This window comes from Malaciobacter canalis, assembly GCF_008000835.1.
GTDB lineage: Bacteria > Campylobacterota > Campylobacteria > Campylobacterales > Arcobacteraceae > Malaciobacter > Malaciobacter canalis.
The window spans coordinates 773,713-799,409 of record NZ_CP042812.1 but is presented as its reverse complement, the minus strand read 5'-3'; the positions used below and the strand labels follow the sequence as shown (position 1 = coordinate 799,409).

The window sequence follows — 25,697 nt, the reverse complement described above, 5'->3', positions numbered from 1 at the left end:
TATGAAAAAAGAACTATTTAAGCATATTCCTTGTGGTGAAACTTTACCTATTAATAACATACATGCTGTATCTGTAAGTATGCCAAGCTTACAAGATGTTATTGATTATGAAGAGCAAACACCACAGATTTTAGAAAAGATAAAAAGTGCTTATCCTAGATTTGTTTTGCATCCATACTTAAAACTTCTAGCAAACTATATAAAAAATAAATATAAAGTTAGTAATAAATATGAAGTTGTATTGCTAAGCTCAAAAGAAGCAGTAAAAATTGTAAGTAATAAATACTTTATTCATAATAAAATTGATATAGATGAACCATTTGGTGTAATTTTAGTATTAAAAGGTACAACACAGCTTCAAAAGGTACTTACATTTATTCAACATGTTGGCTGTAACTTATCTTCAAGATTTGCACAAGACTATTTATATGAAGTAAAAGTTATAAAAACTAAACAAAAAGAAGAGTTAGAAGATGAAAATACAGCTTTACACACACTAAAACAAACTCTTGCAAAAGCATACAAGCAACCAATAAAAAACATAGGTCTTGCCCCATCTGGGATGAATGCAATCTATTCAGTAATTAGAGGATTAAAAAAGATACAAGAGAAAAACAATAGAACTATTTTAGTTCAATTAGGTTGGTTATATCTTGATACTATGAATATAGTAGAACACCACTACAATAGAACAAAAAAATTCTTAGATATAACAAAACTTGATGAACTTGAAAGTTTCTTAAAAATAAATGGCTTAAATGTATCTGCAATTATTACAGAAATACCTACAAATCCCCTACTTCAAAGTGTAGATTTAAAAAGACTGAGAGAACTTTGCAATAAATATAATATTGTTTTAGTAATAGATGCAACCCTAGCAACACCATACAATCTAAACTTAAAACCCTATGCAGATATATTAGTTGAATCCCTTACAAAGTTTGCATGTGGAAATGCAGATGTTTTAATGGGAGCAATTATATTAAATGAAAAATTCAAAATTTCACATATGCAAGGTGAGTTTTTTAAACATCTTGATATGGTATATATAAAAGACATTCAAAGATTAGCTTATGAGATTAAAGATTATAAAAAAAGAGTAAAAAAAATAAGTTCAAATACAAAAAAACTAATACACTATTTTGAAAATTGCCCTTATATAGATAAAATTTATCACTGTTTTAGTAAAGAGAATGAAAAAAACTATAAAATAGCAATACAAGATGACAATTCATACTCTGGTCTTGTAAGTGTTACTTTTAATAAAGAGTTTAAAACAATATATGATAATCTAAACTTTGCAAAAGGCCCTAGCTTAGGTACAGAATTTACACTTCTAATGCCTTATGTTTATCTAGCTCATTATGATTATATTCAAACAAAAAAAGGACAAGAGTTCTTAAAAAAAGTAAACCTCCCAATTGATTTATTAAGAATATCAGTTGGAACTGAAAATATTGAAGATATTATCAATGAATTTAAAAGAGTAGAAAGTCTTATTTAAGACTCTCTAACCCACCTTTATATTTAATGGGAAAATCAGGCGAGTTTAATTGTAACTCATAGCCTTTTTTTATTATTTCGTTTGGGATTTTCATGTCATCTTTTAATAACTTAATAACAGAAGATATATTATAAATTTTTCCTATAGTTGCAATTGCATAGGCAGATGCTTTTATTTTATTATTCAACTTATCATAATAAAAGTTTGATATATTTTGATAAGCTTCTTTATAATCAGATTCTATTGCTTTTTTATACCATTTTTCAGCTTCTTTATAATCTTTAATTTTTGAAGAATATAAATATCCTAAATTATTTGCAGATAAACCATCTTTAGTTTTATTATATGATTGTTTATAATATTTAATTGCTTCATCATATTTTTTATTATCTTCATAAACTGTTGCTAATAATGGTAATGCTTTATCCCATTTTAAATCAATAGCTTTTTTACACCAACTAATTGCTTCATCATATCTTTTTAACTTTTGCAATGCATAACATGCAAAATATGAATTCTCTCCCAATGCAATCATCGAATCAGCATATTTATACCACGCTAAGGCTTTTTCATAGTCATGTAACTTTTCTGAATATTCATATCCTATCTTCATTGCTGGGACTGGGTCTTTTTTTGCATCGTGCCAATTTTTATATACATTCCATATTTTTTTACTATTTGCTTCATCCCATTCAGGCATAGGCAAAGAAGGAGTAAATTTAATTTCTTTTACTTCTTTTTTATTATCTTCACAAGAAATGAAGCTTAAACTAAATATTGTTATTATTAATATCTTAATTATTGTCTTAACTTTCATCTAATTCCTCTTTCTTTTTATATTATTCTAAGTATTTTATATCTTCAGGTATAAAACTTATTTGTTCTAATGATTCTATTTCTATTTTGCAATTCATTTTTGGTAGAAAATTTGAAGTTGTTATTTTATTTAAATCTTTAAATAGTACTTTATATTTTAAATCTATTAAAGAGCTTGTAACTATTATATATGAGCTATGATTCTCTTTTTTTATTTTATTTGTAAAATTATTTAAACGAAAATAAGAATTCTCTTTTGGGAAGAAATTAAAAAGATAATCAATACTTTCTTTTATTAAATCTTTTAATTTGAACTGTAAATATTCATCTTTATAAGGAGAAAAGAAGAGTTTAAACTCTTTATCTTCTGCAATAACTTTTGGTATTTTTAATCCTTCATAAGCATAAAAATTAATCTCATAACCACTTACTGTTTTTACTTTTTGATGACTTTTTATTTCCTCTTTATCTAATTTGAATCCATACATAGCAGACTGTAAAAAGCTTAATTCATTTTTTAGTGCTATATCAAAATACGACTCATTTGTTTTATAATTTTTTCCTATAAAATTTGTTATGTTTTTAGCACTTGTAAATCCTTCACTATTTATAGTTTTTAGTTCTTCTTTTCTATTTGTTGTTTCTAATAGATATTTTGAAGGAAAGCCTTCAGTATATATTTTTTGATTTCTTCTATTATTTTTTAAATAAATTCTTCCATTATAAAAAAGTGATTTTTTTAGATAGCTTTCAAATGCACTATCAACAAACTTTAACATTAAAATTGCATATGCAATTGAACTTAGTGATACAAATACAACCAAAGGTGTTCCACTTGTTACCAATAAAGCTACTATATTTAAAGTAATCATCCCAACAGTTGCAGCTAAAGCATCATAATCTTCATTTTTCTCATATTTTTTTGCATCTACTATAGCAATAATTATTACTGAATATGCTGATACTTTTGCAAAGAATTTGCCACTTGCTGTTAAAAAGTCATTATTTGCAAGGTTTATTTTTATTAGATTTTTTCCGCCTGCCTTTTTATTCATTTTATTTAAAAAAGTTTGTGCTATATTTTCAAACTTTTCATTTTGCAATATTCCTATTAAAGCACTATTTAATCCTGCAAAATCATTTACAAAGCCTATTGTTGATTTTATATCTTTATTTTTATTATCGTAAATATACTCTTTTATTGATGCTATTGCTAACATAGAAGCGTAGGATTTAAATGCTAAACCTAATTGCAGGGCTCTTGATTCACTTATTATAATTTTCCCTTTTATTTCTAACCTTTTTATACCTTTTAAAATATTATCTACTTCATTTGTTATTCCACACATAAATTTTAAAACAAAATGTATCTCTTTTTCTGATTTTTTAATATCTTTATCTAAATCTAAAGGTTCTATTTTTTCATTTTCATTTTCATCTTCATTATTTTTATCTTTTTTTACTGTTTTTTCATCTTTTTTCTTTTTTGCTAAGTTATGATATTTATCAAAAAACTTTTGAGCTTTTTCTTTTGCTATGTTACTTGATTTTAAAAAAAGTAGTTCATTTAAAAGTTGTTTTATAAGATACTCATCAAAATGTTCTGATATTTGATATTTTCCTAAAATAAGCTCTTTTTTAGTATCTTCTAATTTGATTTTTTTGTCTACTATATCATCTGTAAATTTTAATAGATATGCAATATCTTCACTAGCAAATATTCCATTTACTAATACTTCTTCATCTAAAGGAATTTTAGGAGAACAAAGAGAATAGATAATATTCATACCTCCTACTACATATTCAAAACTGTCTATATTACAACTTTGATATTTTAAAAGTAACTTTTCTAATTTTCCTTCTAAAAACTTTGTTTTAATAGTTTTTAAAATAGTTTTAGGCGATGTGACTGCTTTTGCTTGATAATACTTTATATCTTTGGGGATATAAAGCAGATTACTTTTATAGCTTATTTTATATGAGTAATCAAAGGATTTCATAATGTGATGATTATCTAATTGTTTATAATCTTCTAAGAAGTGATTATTCTTTTCATTATTTGAAAAAATCTTTTTAATAAAGTTTTTCTTATCTCTTGTTATTTGACTATTTTTAAATACTGTTTCATTATAGAATTCTTGATTTTCTACAACTGATTTTACATTTGAAATTTTTCCATATCCTATATTTGGTAAAGGAATAATTCTTCTATATGCGATTAAAAAATCATTTCTTATTTTTATAAATTTTTGATAATCTATTAAAGGTTTAATATCATCTTTAAAATCATCTAAAAAAAACAAACAAAAAACAATATGAGCCAAACTTGTTCTGCATCTTCTTTGACTAGTGTATAATCATCATTTCCTGTAAATCTCATCAATGATTCTTTTTTAACATTAGTAGAGTAAAAAAGTTTAATATTATCTAACATAATAAATTCATTATTAAAATAAATGTTTTTTTTTAAATAATGTTTTTTTATTTTTGTTTTATTTTCATCTTCAAAATATATAAAACTATGATCAAAAAATCCTTTTGAATAGTTAGTTAGCACCTTTATGTACGAAAATGCTTTTTTATTTACATCTTTATGAACAATATTTTCAATATCTTTAAATTTTAAAACATAGTTATATAGTTCTTTATTATGAAATATCATCTCAATAAATTCTTTATAACAATCTCTTAATGTAAATAAATTTTTTCTATATTTTTCCTCTTCACAGTCAGAAACATAAAAATAGTCTACGAGATTTGAAATAGTATATGCATATGAATTTCTCTTTTTTATATCATCGAAAATCTTTTGATTATAACTATAAGCCAATTTATAATTTGTATAATACTCTTCATATAAATCTTCTATTTCTCCTATAGGATCTTCTATAAATCCAACTATAATATTTAAATTTTTTTCTTCATTTTTACTTTTTTATACATCTAAAAGTTTTTGTTCAATTTCATTTTTATTTATACTATCTATATCTTTTATATAAATTCCACTTTTACTATCTAGAGATTTGGTATCTATTTTTACTTCAGGAAGTTTTTGTATATCGCTTAGGTTATTTAATTTGAAATTACTATAATAGATTTGATATGAACTTTTTTCTTTAAGTGGAATAAATTTTCTTATTATTTCAGTTTTTGTATCTTGATACTGAATATCTTTTAATTCTTCTGCATTTATTCCGCCATTATTATAAATTTTATATTCTGAATATTCACTTCCTTTTACAACATATACAAAAGCTAAGGTATGAGAATATATATTATCAAATTCTGATTCTTCTTTATTACTTACATAGGTTTCATCTGCTTTTCTAAATCCTCTTGAGGGTCTTATTGGTTTATATATATCTTGTGATTTTCTTATTAAATAAAGTTCATAATTTTCTATAGTTTTATCTTCTTGTTTTACATATTCTTCTTCTATCATTTTTTCATTTGCAATTACATCTTCATTTTCTATACTTGGTGGGGCAATTATTTTTGAAGTTGTTTGTCCTGGTGCTTTTAATACAACTGATCTTCCTTTATCTGTTTTAAATCCATCTGTTCTTAATAAAAAATGATTAGCAGTTGATTTTACATTTGTTTCTGTCCCTGCTGTTGATATTGAAGCTACTTTTGTACATTTATTTTTACTTCTTGGGCAAGCTACTGGGGCTCCTATTATATCTTTTAGGTATAAAGGCTTTGCTCCTGCTATTCGTTCTACTTTTGCTGTTGATTTAAGTGTTACTTTTCCTCCACAAGCGCATTGAATAACTCCTGCTTCTATTACATTATATGTATTGCCCATTTTTATAACCTAATTATAATTTATGGTATTTTAGTTTAAAATAATTTAATTTGTTATTAAAAGTGTAGGCATTTTCTCTCTTTTTTTCAAAAATAGATAAATAGCAATTAAAAAAGTAAAAAATTCACTAAGTGCTAAAGTTACAAATATCCCTATATTTCCTATATAAATTGGCAATATGATTATCAAAGATATTGGAAAAATAAAACTTCTTGATATTGCAATAATAATAGAATAAAATGGTTTTTGAATTGAAGTAAAGTATGATGTAATCAATATACTAATTCCAGAAAATAAAAAAGCTGGCCATGAGTAATATATAAATTGTAAAGTTAGATTTTCAATATCTTTTTTATGTTCACCTTCTAAAAAAAGCTCTATTAAAATATCTGGATAACTCAGTATAAAAGTTACTAAAACTACTGCAATAGAAATTAAAAAAATTGAAGCAATCTTTAAAAATTTATCTATTCTTAGATAATTTAATGCTCCAAAGTTTTTACTTATTACAGGTTGCATTGAATCAGCTATTGCAAAATTTATCATCAAACTAATAGTAATAAAATATCCAATTATAGTATAAGCTGTTACTCCAAAAGTTCCAAATTTTTGTAGCATTATATAGTTAAAAATAATTACTGTAATACCTGCTGATGATTCATTTATAAACTCAGAAGAGCCATTTTTCATTGCTTTAAAGATTGAGCTAAAGTTTCCATATGGCTTTATAAAACTAAAGCTTGATTTTTTTGATAAAAAATAAGGCAAAAGTATAAAAAAAATAAATGCTTGAGAAATTCCTGTTGCATATGCAGCTCCTTGTATACCAAACTCATATTGCACTACAAAAATATAATCAAGAACTATATTAGCTATTGCACTTGAAAATAAAGCAAAAAAAGCTAAGTTTGGTTGTTCATCAACTCTTACAAAAAAATCAAGTACAATTGCAACCATCAATATTGGCATAAAAAATACGATTATTGATAAATAAGTAACAGTAAGATTTTTTAAATCCTCTTTTGCATTAAATAGACTAAAGATATTATCTAAATTAAAATATAATAATAATGCCAATAAAATAGATGAAAAAATAATAAAAATTATAGATTTTGAAAAGATATTATTTGCTTCTTTTAAGTTATTTTCTCCCATTAATTTTCCACAAATTACACTGCTTCCAACAGCAAACATAAATGAAAAACCTATAATAATAGTAATAATAGGATAGCTCATATTCATCGCTGCAAGTGCAGTAGGACCTACATAGTTTCCTACAAAATACCCATCAATAATTCCAGCAGATGATATAGCTAATAAACCTAAGATAGAAGGAATAGCATATTTAAAAAAAACCCTTATAGGCTTTGTTGTTAGCATTTTAGACCTCATATAAAATATACGAGATTATATCCCTCAAACCTTAACAAAGGGTAAATACTATAAGACTAGAAAAACTAGTCTTATAATGAGTTAGAACTAAATAGTAAGAATAATCCAAGAATAAACATAATAATAGGAGAAATAATCTCTAATATATATGTAAATCTATGTGATTTAGAGCTTAGTTTGTGTAAGCTTACTCCTAAAAATGAACTTGCAAATATCACAAGTCCCATACCAAAACTAATTGCAATTGAGGCTAATAGTACTGCAAAATATGTTTTCAAAATAAACGCATATATAAATAAAATCACTGTACCAGGGCAAGGAATAAGACCAGCAGTTAATACAAAGTATAAATCACTTCTTTTTTTTCTTTTTAGATTTTGAAAATCAATTTTATCATTTGCTTTAAGTAAAGTATTATTGTTTGTAGTACTAAAAGATATGGCATTACTGTTTTTTGTACTGCACGAACTACAAGAACAGCCTTTGTTATTTAACTTTTGAAGTAGTATATAAGAAGCTAAAAGCATTATCATAACAGCTGAAATTTGAGTAAGTATTTTCACACTATCACTTACAAAGCTATTTAATACAGATTGAAGTATAAAAACTGAAATTGATACTAATATTAAAGCTCCTATTATATGAACAAATGCTGAGGCAAGTGAAATTATAAAAGCTTTTGAGTATGAACTTTTGTTTGAAGTAAAATATGAAAATGCTAAAGTTTTTCCATGACCTGGACCTAAAGCATGAATTATTCCATATATAAAAGAGACAAAAAGAAGTGTAAATAGTGCTAAATTATCACCTTTTTGTACTGCAACTAAATACTTTTTTACTTTTTGCACAAACTTATCAAGTAAAGTTTGCTCTTTTTCTTGTTTTGCTTTTAAATTTTCTTTTTTTATTTCTTCTTTTTTTACAATTTTTTCTTCTGTATGTTTTGCTTTTTCATTAGTTGTTGCATTTGCAATATGAAATATTACACTTTGAGTATCTACTATCTTAGAAATTTTTGCTTTATTTTTAAAATTAAGATAATTTTTTTCTAATAGCAAAACAAAATAGTTTTCATCATCGTTTATTTTAATATATAAAGCATAATCGTTTTTTATATCATAATCTACATCAATAGTATAAAAAAAGTGAAGTATTCCATCAATTATTTTTGCTTCATAAGAGCTTACTTTTACCAAATCAGAATTTTGTTTATCTATAACTTCTCCATATGAGATATGTGTCATAAAATTTTTTATTGAAGCATAATCAACTAAGGCTTTTTGAATAAACTTCATCTCATATTCATCAAGTTTATTATCTAAATTTGTATCATATATTTGTTTTAATTGGTCAGTAAACTCTTTTGTGATAACCCACTTAACATCAATTGATTTAATTTTTGTATCTGTTGAGTTTACATTTATAGCTACTTTTGTTTGGGGAGAGTAAACACTACACAAAGCACAAGCAAAAACTATGCTTTGTGTAAGAAGAAACGATAGTATAAATTTAAGCATTTTTACTTATACGAACTAACTATTTGTTTTGCAGTTTTAATTAATGATTCTTTTAAATTTTCTTCAAGAGGATTCATCACAACTGCATCACCTTTGATATTTGAAGCAATAACCTTTGCACTTTTTTGAGAAAACTGTGGTGCTACAAATACAACTTTAATATTATGCTCTTTTGCTTCATTGATTAGTTCAACTAATTGATTTGGTTTTGGTTCTTTTCCTTGAACCTCAACAGCAATTTGTTCTAAATCAAATCTTTTAGCAAAATATCCCCAAGATGGATGAAATACCATAAATGCTTTATGTTTTACAGGTTTTAAAATAGTTTTTATTTCCAAATAAAGCCCATCTAGTTCTTTTATAAAATTCTCATAATTTTTTTTGTAAAAATCTTTATTTTTTGAATCAATATCAACTAAAGTTTTATAAACATTTTTTGCTTGTGTTTTAACTAAAATAGGATCTAGCCAAATATGTGGGTCTAGCCCTGTGTGTTCATGGCTTTCATGCTCATTTTCGTGTTCATGATGCTCATCATGGTCATGTTCATCTTCATGGTGTGCATGCTCATCATGTTCCTCTTCGTGATGGGCTTCATGGTCATGTTCATCTTCATCATGATGCTCATGTTTTGCCATTGGAAGTTTTTTTATTCCTACTGATGTATCTATGATATTTAAATTTTCATTTGTATTTTTAAATTTTTCTAACCAAACTTTTTCAAAAGGAACTCCAATAGCAAAATAAACTTCTGATTTTGCAAGTTTTCTCATTTGAGAAGTTTTTGGTTCATATGTTGCAGGTGAAAAACCTGGTTTAACCATCACATTTACATCAATTTTATCTTTTGCAATCTTTTCAACTATATATTTTTGAGGCAAAATACTCACTGTAACTTCTTTTGCAAAAACAACACTACTAAGTGCTAAAATTGCAATAAATAACTTTTTCATTTTTTCTCCTTTTGCAATCGAGTTGCATTTGTGGAATAATAATATATCAAAACTTTAACGCAACTTAGTTGCATCTTCTAATAATATTTTAAAAATTTATCGATATAATCTTACCTATGAATATAGAAAAATTGATAAATGAAAAAAACTTAAAATTAACAACAGCAAGAAAAGCAATTCTTGAGATACTTATGAGTTCAAATAAACCTATTTGTTATGATGATATAAAAAGTAATCTTTCTATGGATAAAGCAACTTTTTATAGAAATATAACAAAATTTGAAGATGAACATATCATAAGTAGCTTTGAATCAAATGATAAAAAAAGATATTATGAGATTCAAAACAATCCTCATGCACACTTTATTTGTTGCAAGTGTTCAAATATTGAGTGTATCTCTCAAAATATTGATTTTAATCTAGCAAAGCATGAGATTGATAATATTATTATAAAAGGTATTTGTCCAGAATGTTTAGACAAATAACTCTATATTCAATTTTAATTTAACTTAGAATTTTTATATGAATAAACTATTAGAAAATACAACTTTTGAATGTGTAAAACTTTCAAATAACAACTTCTCAAAACACTTTCATGATACATATACAATTGGAATAACTTATGATGGGGTATTAAAATCTTTTAATACTAATCAAAAATATGATTCTTTTAAATACACATCAAGGGTAAATAACCCAGGAGAACTTCATGGAGGAGTATCAAGTGCATGGTCACACTCAAATTTTTATCCAAGTGTAGAACTACTTTCAAATATATATGAAGATATATTTTTTGAAAAGAAAATACCTATTTTTCAAAAACATGTTTTTAGTGATAAAATACTATTTTTTAAATTGCATAATTTTTTTATGAATTATTATAACAATGAAGATATTTTACTTATTCAAAGTAGTTTAGTAGATGCATTATCTTACTTGATTTTAAACTATACTTCTCATACAAAAAAGAGTTTTGAAAATATCTTTGATGATAAAAGAGTTGTAAAAAATAGCTATGAATTTATATGTGATAATCTAGATACAGATTTTAACCTAGAACAATTAGCTAGAAATTCAAATATGAGTAAATACCATTTTTTAAGAGTATTTAAAAAAGAGTTTGGAATAACACCTCACAATTTTGTTATTAATCAAAGAATAAATAAAGCCATCAAACTTATAAAAAATGATGTAAGTTTATCTCAGGCTAGTTTACAAGTAGGATTCAACGACCAATCACACTTTACAAGAAACTTTAAAAAGCTTTATGGTTATACACCCTCAATGCTCAATAAAAAATAGCAATTTTATTCTATAATTATATTTTTATTTTTGTTATATTAAAAATAAAAAGAAGATATATGACACAATCAAATAAAAATATATTTTATATTACTATGATATTTGCAATGGCAGGATGGGGCGCTTCATGGGTCAATGCAAAAGTATTAAGTTCATATATAAATGAATATGAGATGATATTTTTTAGAAATGCCTTTACTCTTATTACTTTAGCACCTGTGCTTGTTTTTGCAAGAAAATACTTTTATATAAATAAAAAGAGTTTGCTTCTTTGCATAATAACTTCAATAGTGATGATTGCATATATGAAATGTTATTTTTTAGGAACAAAATATGGAACTGCTAGTTTAGGTGGTGCCCTTGTAACAACTTTGATACCTATAAATACTTTTTTATTTATGGCAATTTTTTATAAAAAAAGAGTATTAAAAAAAGATATATTTGCATTGATTCTTGGTGGAATTGGAGTATTAACTATGCTTCATGTTTGGACTTTTAATGCAGCACAAATCTTTACAACTGAAAATATGTATTTTTTAATGGCATCAATATTATGGCCTATTTTAACAATTATTAGTTCAAAAAGTACAAAAACATCACCAATGGTATTTACTTTTTATATGTATTTAATAATGACTATATTAGTAAGTATTTTCTTTGTAGATTTTAAAAATATAAACTATGAAGGTTTTGATTATATATTTTGGATTAACCTTTTTATTGTTTCTGTTATATCAACAACTTTTGCTACAACTGTTTACTTTTTAGGAATAGAAAAACTTGGAGCAAATGAAGTAAGTACTTTTATATTTTTAGTACCATTTTTTGCTATTTTATTTAGTGCTATATTTTTAAAAGAGCATATTAGTTTGTCAATAATTATAGGAACTATAATGACTTTATTTGCAGTTAAAATACTAAATAATATAAAAATTCGTAGAAAATAGTTATCTTTAAAAGATACTATTTTCAAACTCATTTTTTATTCCATCATATGCAAAAGCTTTAATTTTACCTGTATTATAATATATTGCTACAATATCTTGTAAATATTCATATCTAGCGTTATATTTATTTAATAAAGAGATAATCATATTTTTTTGTGCACTTAAAAGTGTATCTAAGGAGATATCACCTTTTTTGTACATCTTTTCATTTAATATATAGTTTCTTTGAGCATTTTTATTTGATATTTTTGAGTTATTTATTGTTTTGTAATTTGAAATTAAATAGTGAAAGTTTTTAGAAATTGTATTATGAATTCTTGATTTTTGATTTTTGATTGTTAATTTCAAATTCTTAACTTCTTTTTTATTTTGATTATTTTTCAAAGTAACCTTTGCATTCATATATAAAGGAAGCTTTTCTCTTACAATCTTATCAAAATCCTCTTCATTCCAAGGTTTATTGGTATTTGAATTTTTATGTTCATTTATCACTTCATCTACTGTTTTAGATTTTTTTAAAAGCTCTTGTGTGTACTCATCTTGTTTTGCTTTATCTTTTTTACTATTTAATAAACTTTGCATTACTGAGATTTGTATATTTTCATCTATGTATTTTGAAGCTAATTTATTTGAGATTCTATTTAATTTTTCTTTGGTATTTACATAAAAAATCATTGATTCATTTTTTGTTAAAAATTCATCACTTTTTAAATCATAATCTTTTAAATTGAAATTATCAAACTCTTTTCCAAGCAGTAATTTTAGCATTTGTTTTAATTTAGCTTTTTCTTCATAAATCTTTATTCTATCAACACTTACATTTCTTAGTTGTAAATATAAACTTTTCAAATCTTCACTGATATTTATGCCTATTTTTTCTCTCTCTTTTGCAAACTCTAGAGTTTGTCTTAAAAGTTTTTCTCTTTTCATATTCAATTGCAGTTGCTTTTTTAAGTTTAAAATCTTAAAATAAAGCTTAGATATTTCATATAAAGTAGCTTCTTTAAGACCCTCATATTTTGCATATAATACACTATCTAAAAGATATTTGCTTTGCTTACTTTTTAAAATATCATGATTTGTATATAAAAGTTGTATTAAAACTGTTAGTGAATTGTAGTTGCTTTGAGAATATAATCCATTTATTAATCTTTGATTATCTATAAAAAATCTATTATTATTTACTATTAAATTATTATTTTTGATACTTTTTTCTTTTTCTTGTTCTAAAGATAGTAAAAAAAGTGATTTTAAATCTATTCTATTTTCTATATCTTGAGCAAAAAGTTTAAAAAAAAGAGTAAACATAAAAAAAAATAAAATAAGTTTTATTTTCATTTAAAACCTTATATTTGTATGTTTTGTCTTTATATTATAAGCAAAACTTTATAAAGTTAAACTAAAAAGAATTTATAAAGTTTAATTAATATAAAATTCAAACAAGGGAAGGCAATTTTTACTAAGGAAAAAGAATGTTAAAAAAAATAACAATTGGCTGTGTTGGTGTATTATTGAGTGTAAATACAGCTTTTGCAAAGAAAGATATAATTCATGAGGGAAAAGTTTTAGAATTTAAAGATGCGGGTAGCTACACATATGTAAAAATTCAAGATAAAGATAAAAACTACTGGGCAGCAGTTCCAGCTACAAAACTAATAGTTGGTGAAACTATTAAAGTTAGTGAACAAATGTGGATGACAGACTTTAAAAGTACTGCATTAAATAGAACATTTGACAAAGTAATGTTTGCAGAGATGCCAAATGCAAAAAAAGCAATTCATGGAACAAATAATGTGCATGGAATTCATGGACAGATGACAAAAGGTGAAAAACCCAATCCAAAATTTGATGAAATTGTAGTATCAAAAGATAAACCAATCAAAACAACAATTGCAAAGCTTTTTGAAAAAAAAGATGCCTTTAAAAATAAAAATGTACAAATCCAAGGTGAAGTAGTACAAGTATCAAATAAAGTACTTGGAAATACATGGGTTAAAATCAAAGGTACAAATGACTCTATAATCTTTAGATCACCAAATGCAGATGAAAAAGTAAAAAAAGGTGACAAAGTAGAAGTTATAGGGACAATTAATACAGATGTTGATTATGGCTATGGTTTTAAATACCAAATAATAGGTGTAAATGCAAAGTTTACAAAACTTTAAGATTTAAGCTAGATACTAAACAATCAAAATAGCTAGAATAACTCTAGCTATTTAGTTTTATCTAGGATATGAGCAGTTGTTTATATCAAGGCAAATACCATTGATATATTCTGGACAATCTGTTGCTAACCAAACAATTGCTTTTGCTACTTCTTCTGGCTGAGCAAATCTACCTGTGGCAACTGTCTTTTTAAACTCTTTTTTTCTCTCTTCTGAATTATCTTTTTGCATATCTGTTTCTGTTGGACTTGGAGCTACACAATTTACAGTAATACCATGTGCACCTAAAAGTTTTCCATAGATTTTTGTAGCATTTATAAGTCCAGCTTTTGCAATACCATACCAAACATCAGGATGCCCTACTTGTCCAGCAATTGAAGCTGTATTTACTATTCTTCCATATTTTTGCTTTTTCATATGCTCACAAAATAGATTCATAAGTTCAATAGGAGCATATAAATCCACATTCATAATATCATTTCTTGCTTCAACAGGATAGTTGTCATATGTATATTTAGGTTGCATATAACCTGCATTGTTTATCAAAATATCAATATCACCAATCTCTTTTGCAAGTGCTGGTAAATCTTCAAGCTTTGATAAATCAAACTCAACAGCAGTTACATCTTTTACCCCAACTAAAGGACAAGTTTCAAACTCCCTTGCAAGCATAATAACCTCATGCCCAAGCTCTAACATAGCTCTTGATACAGCTAAACCAATACCTTTATTTCCACCAGTTATCAAAACTCTTTTTTTATTCATAATACTCTCCCTACTTTTATAAATAAAGTATATAAGCCACTTGGTTTCAAAACTCTTAAATATATGATTTTTATAAATAAATTGCAAATAATCAAAAGGCTTTAACCTTTTGATTATTTATTTTCGTTTTCTTCTAGTAGGTGTTCGTATCTTTTGTCAGTTAGTAGTTTCATAAAAGCTACAAGTGCTTCTACTTTTCTATCTATTAGTTTGTTGGCTTTAAGCTCTTCAAGTGAGATTGTTTCTTCTACTTCTGGATCTTGCCATGGTTTGCCAGTTTCTGGGTTTATTTTTCTATCTTTATTGTTGTATTTATCATAAAACTCTACAACTGTTCTTAGGTCTTTAAATACACCATTATGCATATATGGTCCTGTAACTGCTACATTTCTTAGTGTTGGAACTTTATATTTACCTTTTTGTTTTTCGTCTGTTACAGCTGGGTTATTTAAAAGTCCATTATCTATTGCAGTTGTTCCATTTTTGGCTCTTAATTCATGGTTTATTGGTGTTCCTATGTTGTGATATTCATAGTTTGTAAAAGTTTCACCCTCTTTATCTTCACCTTTTAATACATGACAATTTGCGCAAGAGTTATTGTTGTTTGAGAAGAATATTGAACGCCCTAAATCTTCTAATACAGTTAGGTCATATTCGCCTTTTAAGTATCTATCATATTTTGAGTCAAAAGGTGCAAACTCTTTAGTCATCTCAAAAGCTTCAATAAGATCAGTCATAGCAAAAAACGCTTTTTCATTTGACTTGAAGATATCATCACCATAAATCTCTTTAAATTTTTGTATATAATACTCATTTTCTTTAAGTCTATTTACAACAGCTTCTTTACTTGGCATTCCCATCTCTATTGGGTTTAGTGGTGGTCCACCTGCTTGTCCAGCTAATGTTCCTTCTCTTCCATCCCAAAATTGTCCACCAATATATTTTTTATTTTTTTCATCATAGTGAAATTTTGGTGAAAACATAGCATATGATGCTGTTGGAGCTTGTCTATCTCCAAGTGATTTATTGTCATCTCCAAGTGATGCCATCTTTCCTACGCCATTATCTCTATCATCAGCAAATCCTCTTTCTGGATTGTGGCATGTTGCACAATTTTGAGTTCTATTTTTAGATAAATTTTTATCAAAAAATAGAACTTTTCCTAATTGTTCTTTTTCTAGTTGTAGTTTTGCCAATTCTTTTTTTGACATTGTAGGAGTTTGATTACATCCTGCTATTATTAATGCAATCAAAGAAAAACCAATCATTTTTAGATATCTCATATCTTTTTCCTTTGTATTAAAGTTAAAAAAGGTGTATAAATAAGCTTCAATAAAGAATCATAATCGCCCATTTGTTCCTTTCTTAGTCCAAATTTTATATTTTTTACCTCATTTGATAAGGTAAGGGTATTAAATACCCTATCCCATATAGCCAAATATCCACCATAGTTTCTATCCAAATGCTTTGTACTATGGTGTATTTGATGCATATATGGAGAAATTAGCCATTTTTCACACCATGAAAAATACTTAAATTTCACATGTGAATGTCTAAGGTTTGAGCCAAGTAGTGAAAACACAAATACAAATACATTTACTCCAAAAATATCATACACGCTAAGCATTGCTCCAAAAAAGTAAATAAACACTCCTGTCACAAGCCCTATACTTATTGAGTATCTAAACCCAAAAAGTATATTTTCAATAGGATGTACCCTATAAAAAGTCAAAGGATTCAATACCTTTGCACTATGATGCACCTTATGAAAGTGCCATAAAAATGGAATTGTATGTAAAAACCTATGTGTCCAGTATCTTGTAAAATCACTTACTGTAAAAAGTGTGATTGTGTACAAAATCATAATAGTTTCATAAGAAAATGAGTTTGTAAAAAAGTATCCAAACTGTTCACTCATAGTATAATTAACTTTTAAAGCTATTGTTTTTGCACTTATAACCACAGGATAAATCATAAATAGTTTGATAAAATAAGAAATTAAAAAATAACTATAATCAAGTCTTGCACTTGGGTGCCACCAAAGCTTTGAAGAAAATAGTATTTTAGAATTACTATCTTTTTTCAAATAAATATATATAAATGTAATTACTAAAGAACTTAGCAAAAACCCCCAATATACTCTTTTGTTTGGGTTTATAAAATACTCAAGTGCAAAAAAATCCACTAGTCACCATCCGCATCTAAGATTTTTGCAGTTACAGACAACTCTTCAATAAGTGATAAATAATAAGCATTATGGAACTTACTTAAAGCTTCAAATAGTGCTTTTGCATTTGTAAAATCATCTTTTTTTAGTTTTGCTAACTCTTTATATGATTCATCTAATACTTTTCTTACTTCTAATACTTGTTTTTTTGCTCCACCATCAATAGCCATAGTTGCAAAGTTTTTATACTTTTGTTCACCTATAATTTGATTGTGTGCATCTAAGATTGCTTTAATTGCTGCAAAACTTTGTTTTGATAAATAGTACTCACCTCTTTTATTATCTGGATTATCTTTATATTTTCTTGAGTATCCAGCTGGGTCACCAACTCTCCACTCTTTTAATTTATAAGTAGAATCAATCAAGATATTAATAATAGCTGCATTTCCCCATTTTTCATCTCTTTCTTCACCTTTTAAAAAGTTTGAATAAACATTTTTAATATCATTTAAGTGTGAACTTATTGCTTCAAACATTACATCTAAAAGCTCTTTATCTCTTTTTGATAAAGTTTCATCTTTAAAAAGCATATATTCAACTGCATTAATACTTTTTGTAGAGTTTCTAAATAACTCTATTTTTGCATCATCAGTTGATTTTATAGCTCTATTTAACTGAACAGTAATATCTTCATTTCCATAGTGGAAAATATCCACATATCTTGGAGTATCAATATAGTCTTCATTGATAGTTCCTGCTAGATAAACTGCTTGTACTTTTTTCCATGATTTTACAAGTTTTTTAAAATCATCTTTGCTATAACTCTTTTTTAAATTGTTTAAATCTTCTATTGCATTATTTACATTTGGTAGTGATATATTTTTTACTATATTTGTCAATGTATTTGAAAATGCAAAAGAGATTACAAATACCAATAATAAAACGATTTTTCTCATTATAATTTTCCTAAAAATTTAATTAATTCTTCTCTTTTTTCTTTTGGTAAGTTCATATATGTTTGTTTAACTTTAGAAGCCTCACCACCATGCCATAAAATAGCTTCTTGAAAAGTTCTTGCTCTTCCATCATGTAAAAGTCTTGGCTTTTCACCATTGATTTTTTCATGTAGTGCCAATCCCCAAAGTAAAGGTGTTCTAAACTCACTTCCTGTTGCTTCAAACTCAACTCTTCCATCAGCTAACTCTTCACCCATATCATGAAGTAAAAAATCAGAGTATGGTCTAATTGTTCCAATTTTTGTTTCAAAACTGGTAATGTGACAAGAAGCACATCCAACTTTTTTAAATAGTTCTAATCCTTTTTTAAACTCTTCATCTTCTTTTGGTTTATAAACCCTTAGATTTGACAAATAAAACTCAACCGCATCTAGTCTATTTTGAGGAACATCAAACTCATATCTCATATCTTTTGGTGCTTCATTACACTTTTTTTGTGTTTTTGTACAGTTTTCATTGGGATGTAAAGGAGTTGTAAGTCCCATATCATTGTGCATTGCATTCGCAATTTGTTCAACTACTGTTGCTGCACTTGCTTTCCAAGTGTATCTACCAAGTTCAATTTTATTTGTCAATGAAGAATATACTTTATTTGCTTTTCCAGATATTCCATCACCATCTTTATCATCAATATCTTCATTTGCTAAAATTGCTTCATCTGGTATTAGTTCAATTAAGCCCATTCCCATAAGTGTTGGAGCAAGTCTAAAAGATATAGTTGCATCTTTATGAAGTTTTCCATAATTTAAATCTTCTAAAAGATAAGTAGGTTTTAGTAATGTTTCAACTTCTTTATCAGGAAAAGTAACTTTTACTTCTTCAAACTTTAAATTAGGTCTTCCCTCAAACATTACACCATGTACACCATTTATTGATAATTGAGCCCCATAATTTGGCTCAGGAACAAAACCATTTTTATGCATATACTCTTTATGTTCTTTAGTATTATTTGAAGGAATTGAAAGTCTTACTACTAAAGCTCTTGAAAGATTATTGCTATTTTTTTTATATAAAGTTCCTCGTCCATTTGCAGGATGACATGAGATACATGTATTTGCATTATATAAAGGTCCAAGTCCATCTCTTGCAGTTGTTGCACTTGGTGACTCAACCCAAGGAATTCTAAAAAAACTTTTCCCTAAGATATATTGATCATACTGTTTATTATTTAAACCTTTTATTGGTTTAAATATACTATTTTTACTCAATTTTTCAGTGTAAATATCAGAAGCATTATTAACGGCAAAAAGCCCTGTAGCCAATATTGCTACAAGACTTTTTAATAATACTACTTTTTTTACAGAAAAATTAAAGTTTTGTTTCTTCTGGATCTGTAACATCATCATTTGATAATTCAACACCATTTGCCTTAGCTACATTAACCATCTCATCACCAAGTTTTCTTAGTTGATTTTTAAGTTTTACTATAACTTTTGCTTGTGGGTCACTTGGTCTAATTTGATAATCAAAGTGTCTTGAAGTTTTTGCTATTGCATCTATGTTTGCAATTTTATCTTCAATTGAAGCCATAAGATTTAGAATTCTATCTTTTGTTTCATTATCTAACATATTAATTGGTGCTTTTCCATATGACATTCCATTATATGTTCCCATTAATACATTTTTGAAACCTTTATAGTTTGCAACAATATCTCTGTGTGTATTATCAGAGAAGCAAGAGTGTTCATCTTCTTCACTTGGAGTTAATACAGCAACTGCAATTCTTTCATTTGCAAGTTCTGATTTAACAAATACACCCATACCAGCAAAGATTTGTCTTAATGCAGTTTTTTCATCAATATTTTTAGATGCATTTTCACCTTTTAGTTTTCCTAAAAGTGCAGCTTGATATAAACCTGTATTTCCATTTATCTCTTTTTTCCAAGCAGAAGTTACAGTTTGTAAATCAGAAACAATTTTTTTACTAGTAGCTTTTAAATAATCAAGTCTTCTTTTAGCATCTTTATCAGATGTAAAATCACTTAAAGGTCTTTGCCCAGCTACTAATGCACCATTTGTAATTGAATCTTTTATAAAGTTAGAGTAATCTTGGTCTTGTCCCCATAATAAAAACTCAATAGCATGGTAACCTGTACTTACATTTGCTTCTCCACCATTTTCATTAAGTGCAGTTAATGCATCTACAGTAATATTTTTTACATTTACAACTGTACTTTCTTCACCACCTGGATTAAATTCACCCTTTGTATCAATAATATTTCCAGATGTTCTTTTATTATTTGCATCTATTGTATAATCAATCATATTTTCATCAAGAGGCCAAGCATTGATTTGTCCTTCTAAAGCACCATAAGCTTCTGCTACCCATCCCTCTTCTGCATCAATTGGACCATTTGAAAGTCTAAAGATTTCAGTTTGACCATATGATTCTCTTGATTTTAACCAAGCTGCTTTTGCAATATCAAGATTTTCTTGTGTTGGGTTATTTGCAAAGTCATTTATTGCTTTATCTAACTGTTTTGCATCTTTTAATGCATCATTATAATTAGCTAAAGCAATATCTGAATAAGAACTCAATAACTCTTGTGCAGTTACTTGATTATTGCTTGTGTTAACTTGTGAAGTTGCACAACCTGTAAGTGCAAGTGTAGCAGCAAGTGAAAGAGAAGCTACAAGAACTTTTGTTTTTGTAAATGTCATTTATGTTTCCTTTTTTAATTTTAATATTTATTATCAATATGAAATTAAAACAAAATGTAGTTTAAGAGTAACTTAAAAGTGACAATGATTATCAAAATAGAATAAGGTATGTATAAAAGTACTGTTTTCAAAGAAATAATAAAATAGAGGAAGACTCTATTTTATTATAATTATTCATTTCCAAAAAATTTTCTAAATCCTTCGATTATCTCTTGAGTTGTTTTTTTACCTTGTTGTTCTCCTAACTTTTCAGTTAGTTTTTCTTCAAGTTTTTTAGAGTGTTTTTTTATAACTTTTTCACTCTCTTTTTTTAGTTTTAGTTTTAAAAGGTTTGTTGTGTCTACTGAAACTTTTGGACTTTTTAAATCTCCTGTTATAAAAGTATCAAACTCAACTCCTTTTAATTGAGTTTTAACTAATGCATCAACTTCTGATTTTTCTAAATCAATTTCACTTTTTGTTACATTTATTTGTGTTAAATTACTAGTCATATCTATAGTTGAGTTAATTACTTTTTTGTCAATATTACTTTTAACATCAATACTTTCATAAACTTCTCTTGTAATATCAAACTTAGCAAATGTATTTATTAGTTTTGAGAACTCATTTGGTAAAAATTGTCCATTTAAAAGAGTTGCTACTAAATCACCTTGTTGCTTTTTGATATTATATATTAAATTTGCATTTGCTTTAGATGTGAAAAAATCAGGATAGTACATCATATGATTTAATTTTTGAATATCTATATTTTTAATATCAGCTTTTAAATCATCATTTAATAATGTAAAATCTAAACTTCCATCTAAAAGCATTGAAGCCCCTGAGACTTTCATTAGTGTAGCTGTTTTTTCAATATCACCATCTATATTTATTGATCCTCTCATTTTTGTTTGTGTTAGATCATATAAATTTATCAAATCAGGAATACTTAGTAAATAATCACTATTTATATTCATACTTTTCAAATCAACAACTGCTTTTTTTACTAGTAAGTTTGCCATAGAAGTAAAAAAGTCTATTTTCGAAACTGCTTTATTTGGCTCTAAATTTGTAACAATATCACCTTTAAATGTTAAAGGAACCATCAAGTTTTGATTAAAAGCTTTATTTACTACTTCATTGTTTACTTGACCATCTGTAATTACTGTTGAAATAATTCCATCAAGACTTGCAATATTTGGATTATTTATTTTACCATCAATACTTATTAATCCATTTGCATATGAAGGTTGATTTAAAGTATATAAAATATCTTTAATTTTAGCATTTGTAATCAAAAACTTTATATCACTTGGTTTAAAATCTTTAAGCTTTATATCATAAGATGTACTACTATCAAAGATATTACTTATCCCATTAACTTTAGTAAGTTTTTCATCACCAACTACTGTTCCTTTTGTATAAAAGCTACCTTTTAACTTCTGTTTTGTAAATTTTTCAAGTTTTGATAAATCTTTTATATTTACCTCATAATTTAAATCAACTCGTTTTTGTAATAGCGCCAAGTCACCAATTACATCAATTTCTGAATTTTCATCAATTGTTGCAACAAATTTAATTTTACTAGTTGTTAAACTAAACTCTTTTACTTTAAAAACTGCATTGATATTTTCATTTGCACTTTTTTGTATATATGAAGCTACTAAAGAGTTACCTGTTGGAGTAAATAAAAGACCATATAAAAGACCTAGAAAGATTAATAAAGATGCTAAGAAAAAAAGAAAAACTCTTTTCATGTAAGTCCTTTGTTTTTTTAAGACAGATTATACTGCAATTTTAAAAAAAATCAAATTAGTAATATGCTTTGTTACATTTTGTAATTTTATAATATTTTTACACATTAACTAAAGAAAAATTAATAAACTCTCATGTATAATCTTCTCACTCAAAGTGATAAGTAGGGAAATCTAGGCATTTATGTTTAGGTTGCTTTAGTTTTTCTAAGGTTACGCTATCCGAACAGACTTTGAAAATAAAAAATAATAAGGAATATAGAATGAAAAAAATCGTTCTTTTAATGCTAGCTATTGCTGGTGCTGCATTCGCTGCTGATGGTGCAGTTGCAAACGAAACTTTAAAGGCTTACTCTGTAGTAGCTGCTGGTATTGGTCTTGGACTTGCTGCATTAGGTGGTGCTATTGGTATGGGTAACACTGCTGCTGCAACAATTGCTGGTACTGCTAGAAACCCAGGTTTAGGTGGAAAATTAATGACTACAATGTTCATTGCATTAGCGATGATCGAAGCACAGGTTATTTATGCATTAGTAATTGCTATGATTGCTTTATATGCAAACCCATTCTTAGGGTAATTTATAAAACTACAGATTTTATAAATATACAAAAGGGTCAAAACACATATAGTGTCTTGACCCTTTTTTTTAATTCTAACAAAACTAAAATAACCATATAATGACACTTTAAACAGCAACTCACAAAAAAATTATTTTAACATTTTTTTTCAAAATTTATATAGTTTTTATACAAAATGATACTATTTTACAACTTTTTTTAGCTAAGATTACAGTATAGTTAAAAAAAGACAAAAGGAAGTGTCATGAAAACAAATAGTATAAAAACAAAACTTCTATTACTGATATTAGTAAGTGTGTCATTTTCATTTATTGCTCTTGGGATATTTAGTTCAACAAATGAATACAATACTCATTACAATACAATAAAACAAAAACAGTTAGATTTAGCAAAAGAGAGCTCAAAGTTCATAAATAGTTTCTTGCAATCTAAAGTTGATATTGTAGAAGCAGTAGCTGAAGAGATTGATAAAGATAGTTTAGATATAACAAATAAAAAACTAGTTGAAAAATTACTATTAGGTAAAAAATCAGGTAATTTTGTAGATTTATATATAGGTTTACAAAGTACGGGAGATTTGATTTTATCTGATGGAAAAGTTTTAAATAAAGAAAGAGATAACTATGATGCAAGAGTTAGACCATGGTATAAAGATGCAATACAGAAAAAAACTTCTGGCGTTTCTAAACCATATGTTGATGTAAGCACTAAAAAACTTGTTGTTACAGTTTATACACCATATGTAAGAGATGGTGAAGTTCTTGGTGTAGTTGGTTCTGATATATTTATTGATACTATTGTTGATACAATATTAACAGTAGAGTTAAAAGAGACTGGATTTGCTTATTTAGTTGATGAAGAAGGAGATATTCTTATTCATAAAAATAAAGACATACTAAAAAAAGAGAGTACAGTTTTTAAACAGATAAAAACATCAAATAATTTAGACTTTGGAGAAGCAACTCTGGGAAGTGAAGAGTTACTAGCTGCTTATAATACAGTTGATTTAACTAAATGGCATTTGATGGTTCAGTTAAATAAAGCTGAAATATATGAAGAGATTTTTGCAAGTGTTATAAAAGAGGTAATTTTATATGTTGTTCTTCTTATTGTGATACTATCAATATTACTATTTAGCTTAATAAAACTTCTTGCACCAATAAAAACTTTAGAAGAGGGATTAAACTTTTTCTTTAAATACTTAAAAGGTGAAGAAGACGAGATTAAAGAGTTAAATATTCAAACAAAAGATGAGTTTGGAAATATGGCAAATGTTATTGATAAAGAGATGAAACATGTAGCAGCAAGCTTTAAAGAAGATAAACAACTTATTAATGAAGTTAAAGATGTAGTAAATCATATAAAAAATGGAAAACTTGATGTATTAGTAAATAAATCTACATCAAATAAATCATTAAATGAGTTAAAAGATATTTTAAATGAGATGATAAAAACTATTAATGAGAATGTAAATAGTGATATCAATCCAATTTTAAATGTTCTTGAAGAGTATTCAAATCTAAACTTTGTAAATATGATAGAAAATCCTGATGGAAAAGTTTCTAAAGGACTAAACAATTTATGTGAAATCATAAATGAGATGTTAAGAGAGAATAAATTAAATGGTATCAACTTAGAACAAAGTTCAAATACTTTATTACATAATGTTGATATATTAAATAAAGCTTCAAATGATACAGCAGTTTCACTTGAAGAAACAGCAGCAGCCGTTGAAGAGATTACAAGTACAATTATTAACAATACAAATAGAATTAGTGATATGTCAAGACACTCAGAAGAGTTGACACAATCAATTCAAGAAGGTAATAAACTTGCAAGCTCTACTGCTAAATCAATGGAAGAAATAAATGAGCAAACAAATGCAATCGCTGAAGCAATTACAGTAATTGATCAAATTGCATTCCAAACAAATATTCTTTCACTAAATGCAGCAGTTGAAGCAGCAACAGCTGGTGAAGCTGGAAAAGGCTTTGCAGTAGTTGCAGCTGAAGTTAGAAACCTTGCAAGTAGAAGTGCAGAAGCAGCTAATCAAATTAAATCTATAGTTGAAAATGCGACTTTAAAAGCCAATGAGGGTAAAGTAATTGCAGGGGATATGATAAAAGGATATAACTCACTGAATGAAAATATATCAAAAACAACAGAAGCAATTACTGATATTTCTGATGCATCAAGAGAGCAAAAAACAAGCATTGAACAAATCAATGATGTAATTACTAGACTTGATCAACAAACACAAAGTAATGCATCTGTTGCTAGTCAAACACATGATATAGCAACAAATACATCAAGTGTAGCTAAAGAGATACTAAATACAGTAAATCAAAAGAAATTTAGAGATTCATAAAGAG

At 26.4% G+C, this 25,697-nt stretch carries 22 protein-coding genes; 7 read left to right on the top strand and 15 right to left on the bottom strand.

The window, feature by feature from the left end:
* Window position 1 precedes the first annotated feature (1 nt).
* Window positions 2-1,504 carry a PLP-dependent transferase gene (locus ACAN_RS03950; RefSeq protein WP_099335091.1) on the top strand — a complete coding sequence of 501 codons (1,503 nt, stop codon included), beginning with the start codon at window positions 2-4 and terminating at the stop codon, window positions 1,502-1,504.
* Here ACAN_RS03950 and ACAN_RS03945 read toward each other — a convergent pair.
* The 7 genes from ACAN_RS03945 to ACAN_RS03915 all read right to left on the bottom strand — a co-directional run bounded on the left by ACAN_RS03945 (window position 1,497) and on the right by ACAN_RS03915 (window position 9,990).
* The gene (locus ACAN_RS03945; RefSeq protein ID WP_099335092.1) at window positions 1,497-2,321 is read right to left on the bottom strand and encodes a tetratricopeptide repeat protein; all 825 of its coding nucleotides are present in this window, start codon (window positions 2,319-2,321) and stop codon (window positions 1,497-1,499) included. The genes ACAN_RS03950 and ACAN_RS03945 overlap by 8 nt on opposite strands.
* A gap of 22 nt (window positions 2,322-2,343) precedes the next feature.
* Window positions 2,344-4,644 carry a hypothetical protein gene (locus tag ACAN_RS03940; RefSeq protein ID WP_099335093.1) on the bottom strand — a complete coding sequence of 767 codons (2,301 nt, stop codon included), beginning with the start codon at window positions 4,642-4,644 and terminating at the stop codon, window positions 2,344-2,346.
* A complete protein-coding gene (locus ACAN_RS03935) occupies window positions 4,611-5,150 on the bottom strand; it encodes a hypothetical protein (protein ID WP_147525202.1) in 540 nt (179 codons plus the stop codon). Before ACAN_RS03935 ends, ACAN_RS03940 begins: the two co-directional genes overlap by 34 nt.
* Before the next feature lie 105 nt (window positions 5,151-5,255).
* The gene (locus tag ACAN_RS03930) at window positions 5,256-6,128 is read right to left on the bottom strand and encodes a hypothetical protein (RefSeq protein WP_099334908.1); all 873 of its coding nucleotides are present in this window, start codon (window positions 6,126-6,128) and stop codon (window positions 5,256-5,258) included.
* Between the two features lie 45 nt (window positions 6,129-6,173).
* Window positions 6,174-7,508 (bottom strand): MATE family efflux transporter, encoded by a 1,335-nt coding sequence (locus ACAN_RS03925; protein WP_099334909.1) that lies wholly within the window; start codon window positions 7,506-7,508, stop codon window positions 6,174-6,176.
* Window positions 7,509-7,591: 83 nt separating this feature from the next.
* Window positions 7,592-9,037 (bottom strand): nickel/cobalt transporter, encoded by a 1,446-nt coding sequence (locus ACAN_RS03920; RefSeq protein WP_099334910.1) that lies wholly within the window; start codon window positions 9,035-9,037, stop codon window positions 7,592-7,594.
* Window positions 9,038-9,039: 2 nt separating this feature from the next.
* Window positions 9,040-9,990 carry a metal ABC transporter solute-binding protein, Zn/Mn family gene (locus ACAN_RS03915; protein ID WP_099334911.1) on the bottom strand — a complete coding sequence of 317 codons (951 nt, stop codon included), beginning with the start codon at window positions 9,988-9,990 and terminating at the stop codon, window positions 9,040-9,042.
* Window positions 9,991-10,106: 116 nt separating this feature from the next.
* On the opposite strand from ACAN_RS03915, the gene ACAN_RS03910 reads away from it, so the two are divergent.
* The 3 genes from ACAN_RS03910 to ACAN_RS03900 are packed head-to-tail and all read left to right on the top strand — an operon-like array spanning window position 10,107 to window position 12,239.
* Window positions 10,107-10,475 carry a Fur family transcriptional regulator gene (locus ACAN_RS03910; protein WP_099334912.1) on the top strand — a complete coding sequence of 123 codons (369 nt, stop codon included), beginning with the start codon at window positions 10,107-10,109 and terminating at the stop codon, window positions 10,473-10,475.
* Between the two features lie 37 nt (window positions 10,476-10,512).
* Window positions 10,513-11,292 (top strand): AraC family transcriptional regulator, encoded by a 780-nt coding sequence (locus ACAN_RS03905; protein ID WP_099334913.1) that lies wholly within the window; start codon window positions 10,513-10,515, stop codon window positions 11,290-11,292.
* 59 nt (window positions 11,293-11,351) lie between these two features.
* Window positions 11,352-12,239 (top strand): DMT family transporter, encoded by an 888-nt coding sequence (locus ACAN_RS03900; RefSeq protein ID WP_099334914.1) that lies wholly within the window; start codon window positions 11,352-11,354, stop codon window positions 12,237-12,239.
* Window positions 12,240-12,245: 6 nt separating this feature from the next.
* Here ACAN_RS03900 and ACAN_RS03895 read toward each other — a convergent pair whose 3' ends face one another.
* On the bottom strand, window positions 12,246-13,577 hold the full coding sequence (locus ACAN_RS03895; RefSeq protein ID WP_099334915.1) for a TolC family protein: 1,332 nt from the start codon (window positions 13,575-13,577) through the stop codon (window positions 12,246-12,248).
* Window positions 13,578-13,711: 134 nt separating this feature from the next.
* Here ACAN_RS03895 and ACAN_RS03890 point away from each other — a divergent pair, with 134 nt between their 5' ends.
* Window positions 13,712-14,404 carry a GW dipeptide domain-containing protein gene (locus ACAN_RS03890; RefSeq protein WP_099334916.1) on the top strand — a complete coding sequence of 231 codons (693 nt, stop codon included), beginning with the start codon at window positions 13,712-13,714 and terminating at the stop codon, window positions 14,402-14,404.
* 57 nt (window positions 14,405-14,461) lie between these two features.
* Here ACAN_RS03890 and ACAN_RS03885 read toward each other — a convergent pair whose 3' ends face one another.
* From ACAN_RS03885 to ACAN_RS03855, 7 genes are all read right to left on the bottom strand, one after another.
* The gene (locus ACAN_RS03885; protein ID WP_099334917.1) at window positions 14,462-15,169 is read right to left on the bottom strand and encodes an SDR family NAD(P)-dependent oxidoreductase; all 708 of its coding nucleotides are present in this window, start codon (window positions 15,167-15,169) and stop codon (window positions 14,462-14,464) included.
* A 113-nt stretch (window positions 15,170-15,282) separates the two neighbouring features.
* Window positions 15,283-16,452 (bottom strand): cytochrome-c peroxidase, encoded by a 1,170-nt coding sequence (locus tag ACAN_RS03880; RefSeq protein ID WP_099334918.1) that lies wholly within the window; start codon window positions 16,450-16,452, stop codon window positions 15,283-15,285.
* A complete protein-coding gene (locus ACAN_RS03875) occupies window positions 16,449-17,354 on the bottom strand; it encodes a sterol desaturase family protein (protein WP_099334919.1) in 906 nt (301 codons plus the stop codon). Before ACAN_RS03875 ends, ACAN_RS03880 begins: the two co-directional genes overlap by 4 nt.
* Window positions 17,354-18,292 carry an imelysin family protein gene (locus tag ACAN_RS03870; protein WP_099334920.1) on the bottom strand — a complete coding sequence of 313 codons (939 nt, stop codon included), beginning with the start codon at window positions 18,290-18,292 and terminating at the stop codon, window positions 17,354-17,356. Before ACAN_RS03870 ends, ACAN_RS03875 begins: the two co-directional genes overlap by 1 nt.
* Window positions 18,292-19,710, bottom strand: coding sequence for a di-heme oxidoredictase family protein (locus ACAN_RS03865; protein WP_228269680.1), 1,419 nt, complete (start codon window positions 19,708-19,710; stop codon window positions 18,292-18,294). Before ACAN_RS03865 ends, ACAN_RS03870 begins: the two co-directional genes overlap by 1 nt.
* Complete coding sequence (locus ACAN_RS03860) at window positions 19,661-21,013, bottom strand: imelysin family protein (protein ID WP_099334921.1); 1,353 nt, start codon at window positions 21,011-21,013, stop codon at window positions 19,661-19,663. The genes ACAN_RS03865 and ACAN_RS03860 overlap by 50 nt, the downstream gene beginning before the upstream one ends.
* A 170-nt stretch (window positions 21,014-21,183) precedes the next feature.
* Window positions 21,184-22,749: a hypothetical protein gene (locus ACAN_RS03855; protein WP_099334922.1), complete on the bottom strand. Its 1,566-nt coding sequence runs from the start codon at window positions 22,747-22,749 to the stop codon at window positions 21,184-21,186.
* A 260-nt stretch (window positions 22,750-23,009) separates the two neighbouring features.
* Between ACAN_RS03855 and ACAN_RS03850 the strand changes: the two genes are divergently transcribed.
* Both ACAN_RS03850 and ACAN_RS03845 read left to right on the top strand, forming a co-directional pair.
* Window positions 23,010-23,324 (top strand): F0F1 ATP synthase subunit C, encoded by a 315-nt coding sequence (locus ACAN_RS03850; RefSeq protein ID WP_079579822.1) that lies wholly within the window; start codon window positions 23,010-23,012, stop codon window positions 23,322-23,324.
* A 245-nt stretch (window positions 23,325-23,569) separates the two neighbouring features.
* A complete protein-coding gene (locus ACAN_RS03845; RefSeq protein ID WP_099334923.1) occupies window positions 23,570-25,693 on the top strand; it encodes a methyl-accepting chemotaxis protein in 2,124 nt (707 codons plus the stop codon).
* Window positions 25,694-25,697: the final 4 nt, after the last annotated feature.

Bases quoted from the DNA above. Each gene is read 5' to 3' on its own strand.
- ACAN_RS03950 (WP_099335091.1), top strand. From the start codon at position 2: ATGAAAAAAGAACTATTTAAGCATATTCCTTGTGGTGAAACTTTACCT.
- ACAN_RS03945 (WP_099335092.1), bottom strand. From the start codon at position 2,321: ATGAAAGTTAAGACAATAATTAAGATATTAATAATAACAATATTTAGT.
- ACAN_RS03930 (WP_099334908.1), bottom strand. From the start codon at position 6,128: ATGGGCAATACATATAATGTAATAGAAGCAGGAGTTATTCAATGCGCT.
- ACAN_RS03925 (WP_099334909.1), bottom strand. From the start codon at position 7,508: ATGCTAACAACAAAGCCTATAAGGGTTTTTTTTAAATATGCTATTCCT.
- ACAN_RS03920 (WP_099334910.1), bottom strand. From the start codon at position 9,037: ATGCTTAAATTTATACTATCGTTTCTTCTTACACAAAGCATAGTTTTT.
- ACAN_RS03915 (WP_099334911.1), bottom strand. From the start codon at position 9,990: ATGAAAAAGTTATTTATTGCAATTTTAGCACTTAGTAGTGTTGTTTTT.
- ACAN_RS03910 (WP_099334912.1), top strand. From the start codon at position 10,107: ATGAATATAGAAAAATTGATAAATGAAAAAAACTTAAAATTAACAACA.
- ACAN_RS03905 (WP_099334913.1), top strand. From the start codon at position 10,513: ATGAATAAACTATTAGAAAATACAACTTTTGAATGTGTAAAACTTTCA.
- ACAN_RS03900 (WP_099334914.1), top strand. From the start codon at position 11,352: ATGACACAATCAAATAAAAATATATTTTATATTACTATGATATTTGCA.
- ACAN_RS03895 (WP_099334915.1), bottom strand. From the start codon at position 13,577: ATGAAAATAAAACTTATTTTATTTTTTTTTATGTTTACTCTTTTTTTT.
- ACAN_RS03890 (WP_099334916.1), top strand. From the start codon at position 13,712: ATGTTAAAAAAAATAACAATTGGCTGTGTTGGTGTATTATTGAGTGTA.
- ACAN_RS03885 (WP_099334917.1), bottom strand. From the start codon at position 15,169: ATGAATAAAAAAAGAGTTTTGATAACTGGTGGAAATAAAGGTATTGGT.
- ACAN_RS03880 (WP_099334918.1), bottom strand. From the start codon at position 16,452: ATGAGATATCTAAAAATGATTGGTTTTTCTTTGATTGCATTAATAATA.
- ACAN_RS03870 (WP_099334920.1), bottom strand. From the start codon at position 18,292: ATGAGAAAAATCGTTTTATTATTGGTATTTGTAATCTCTTTTGCATTT.
- ACAN_RS03860 (WP_099334921.1), bottom strand. From the start codon at position 21,013: ATGACATTTACAAAAACAAAAGTTCTTGTAGCTTCTCTTTCACTTGCT.
- ACAN_RS03855 (WP_099334922.1), bottom strand. From the start codon at position 22,749: ATGAAAAGAGTTTTTCTTTTTTTCTTAGCATCTTTATTAATCTTTCTA.
- ACAN_RS03850 (WP_079579822.1), top strand. From the start codon at position 23,010: ATGAAAAAAATCGTTCTTTTAATGCTAGCTATTGCTGGTGCTGCATTC.
- ACAN_RS03845 (WP_099334923.1), top strand. From the start codon at position 23,570: ATGAAAACAAATAGTATAAAAACAAAACTTCTATTACTGATATTAGTA.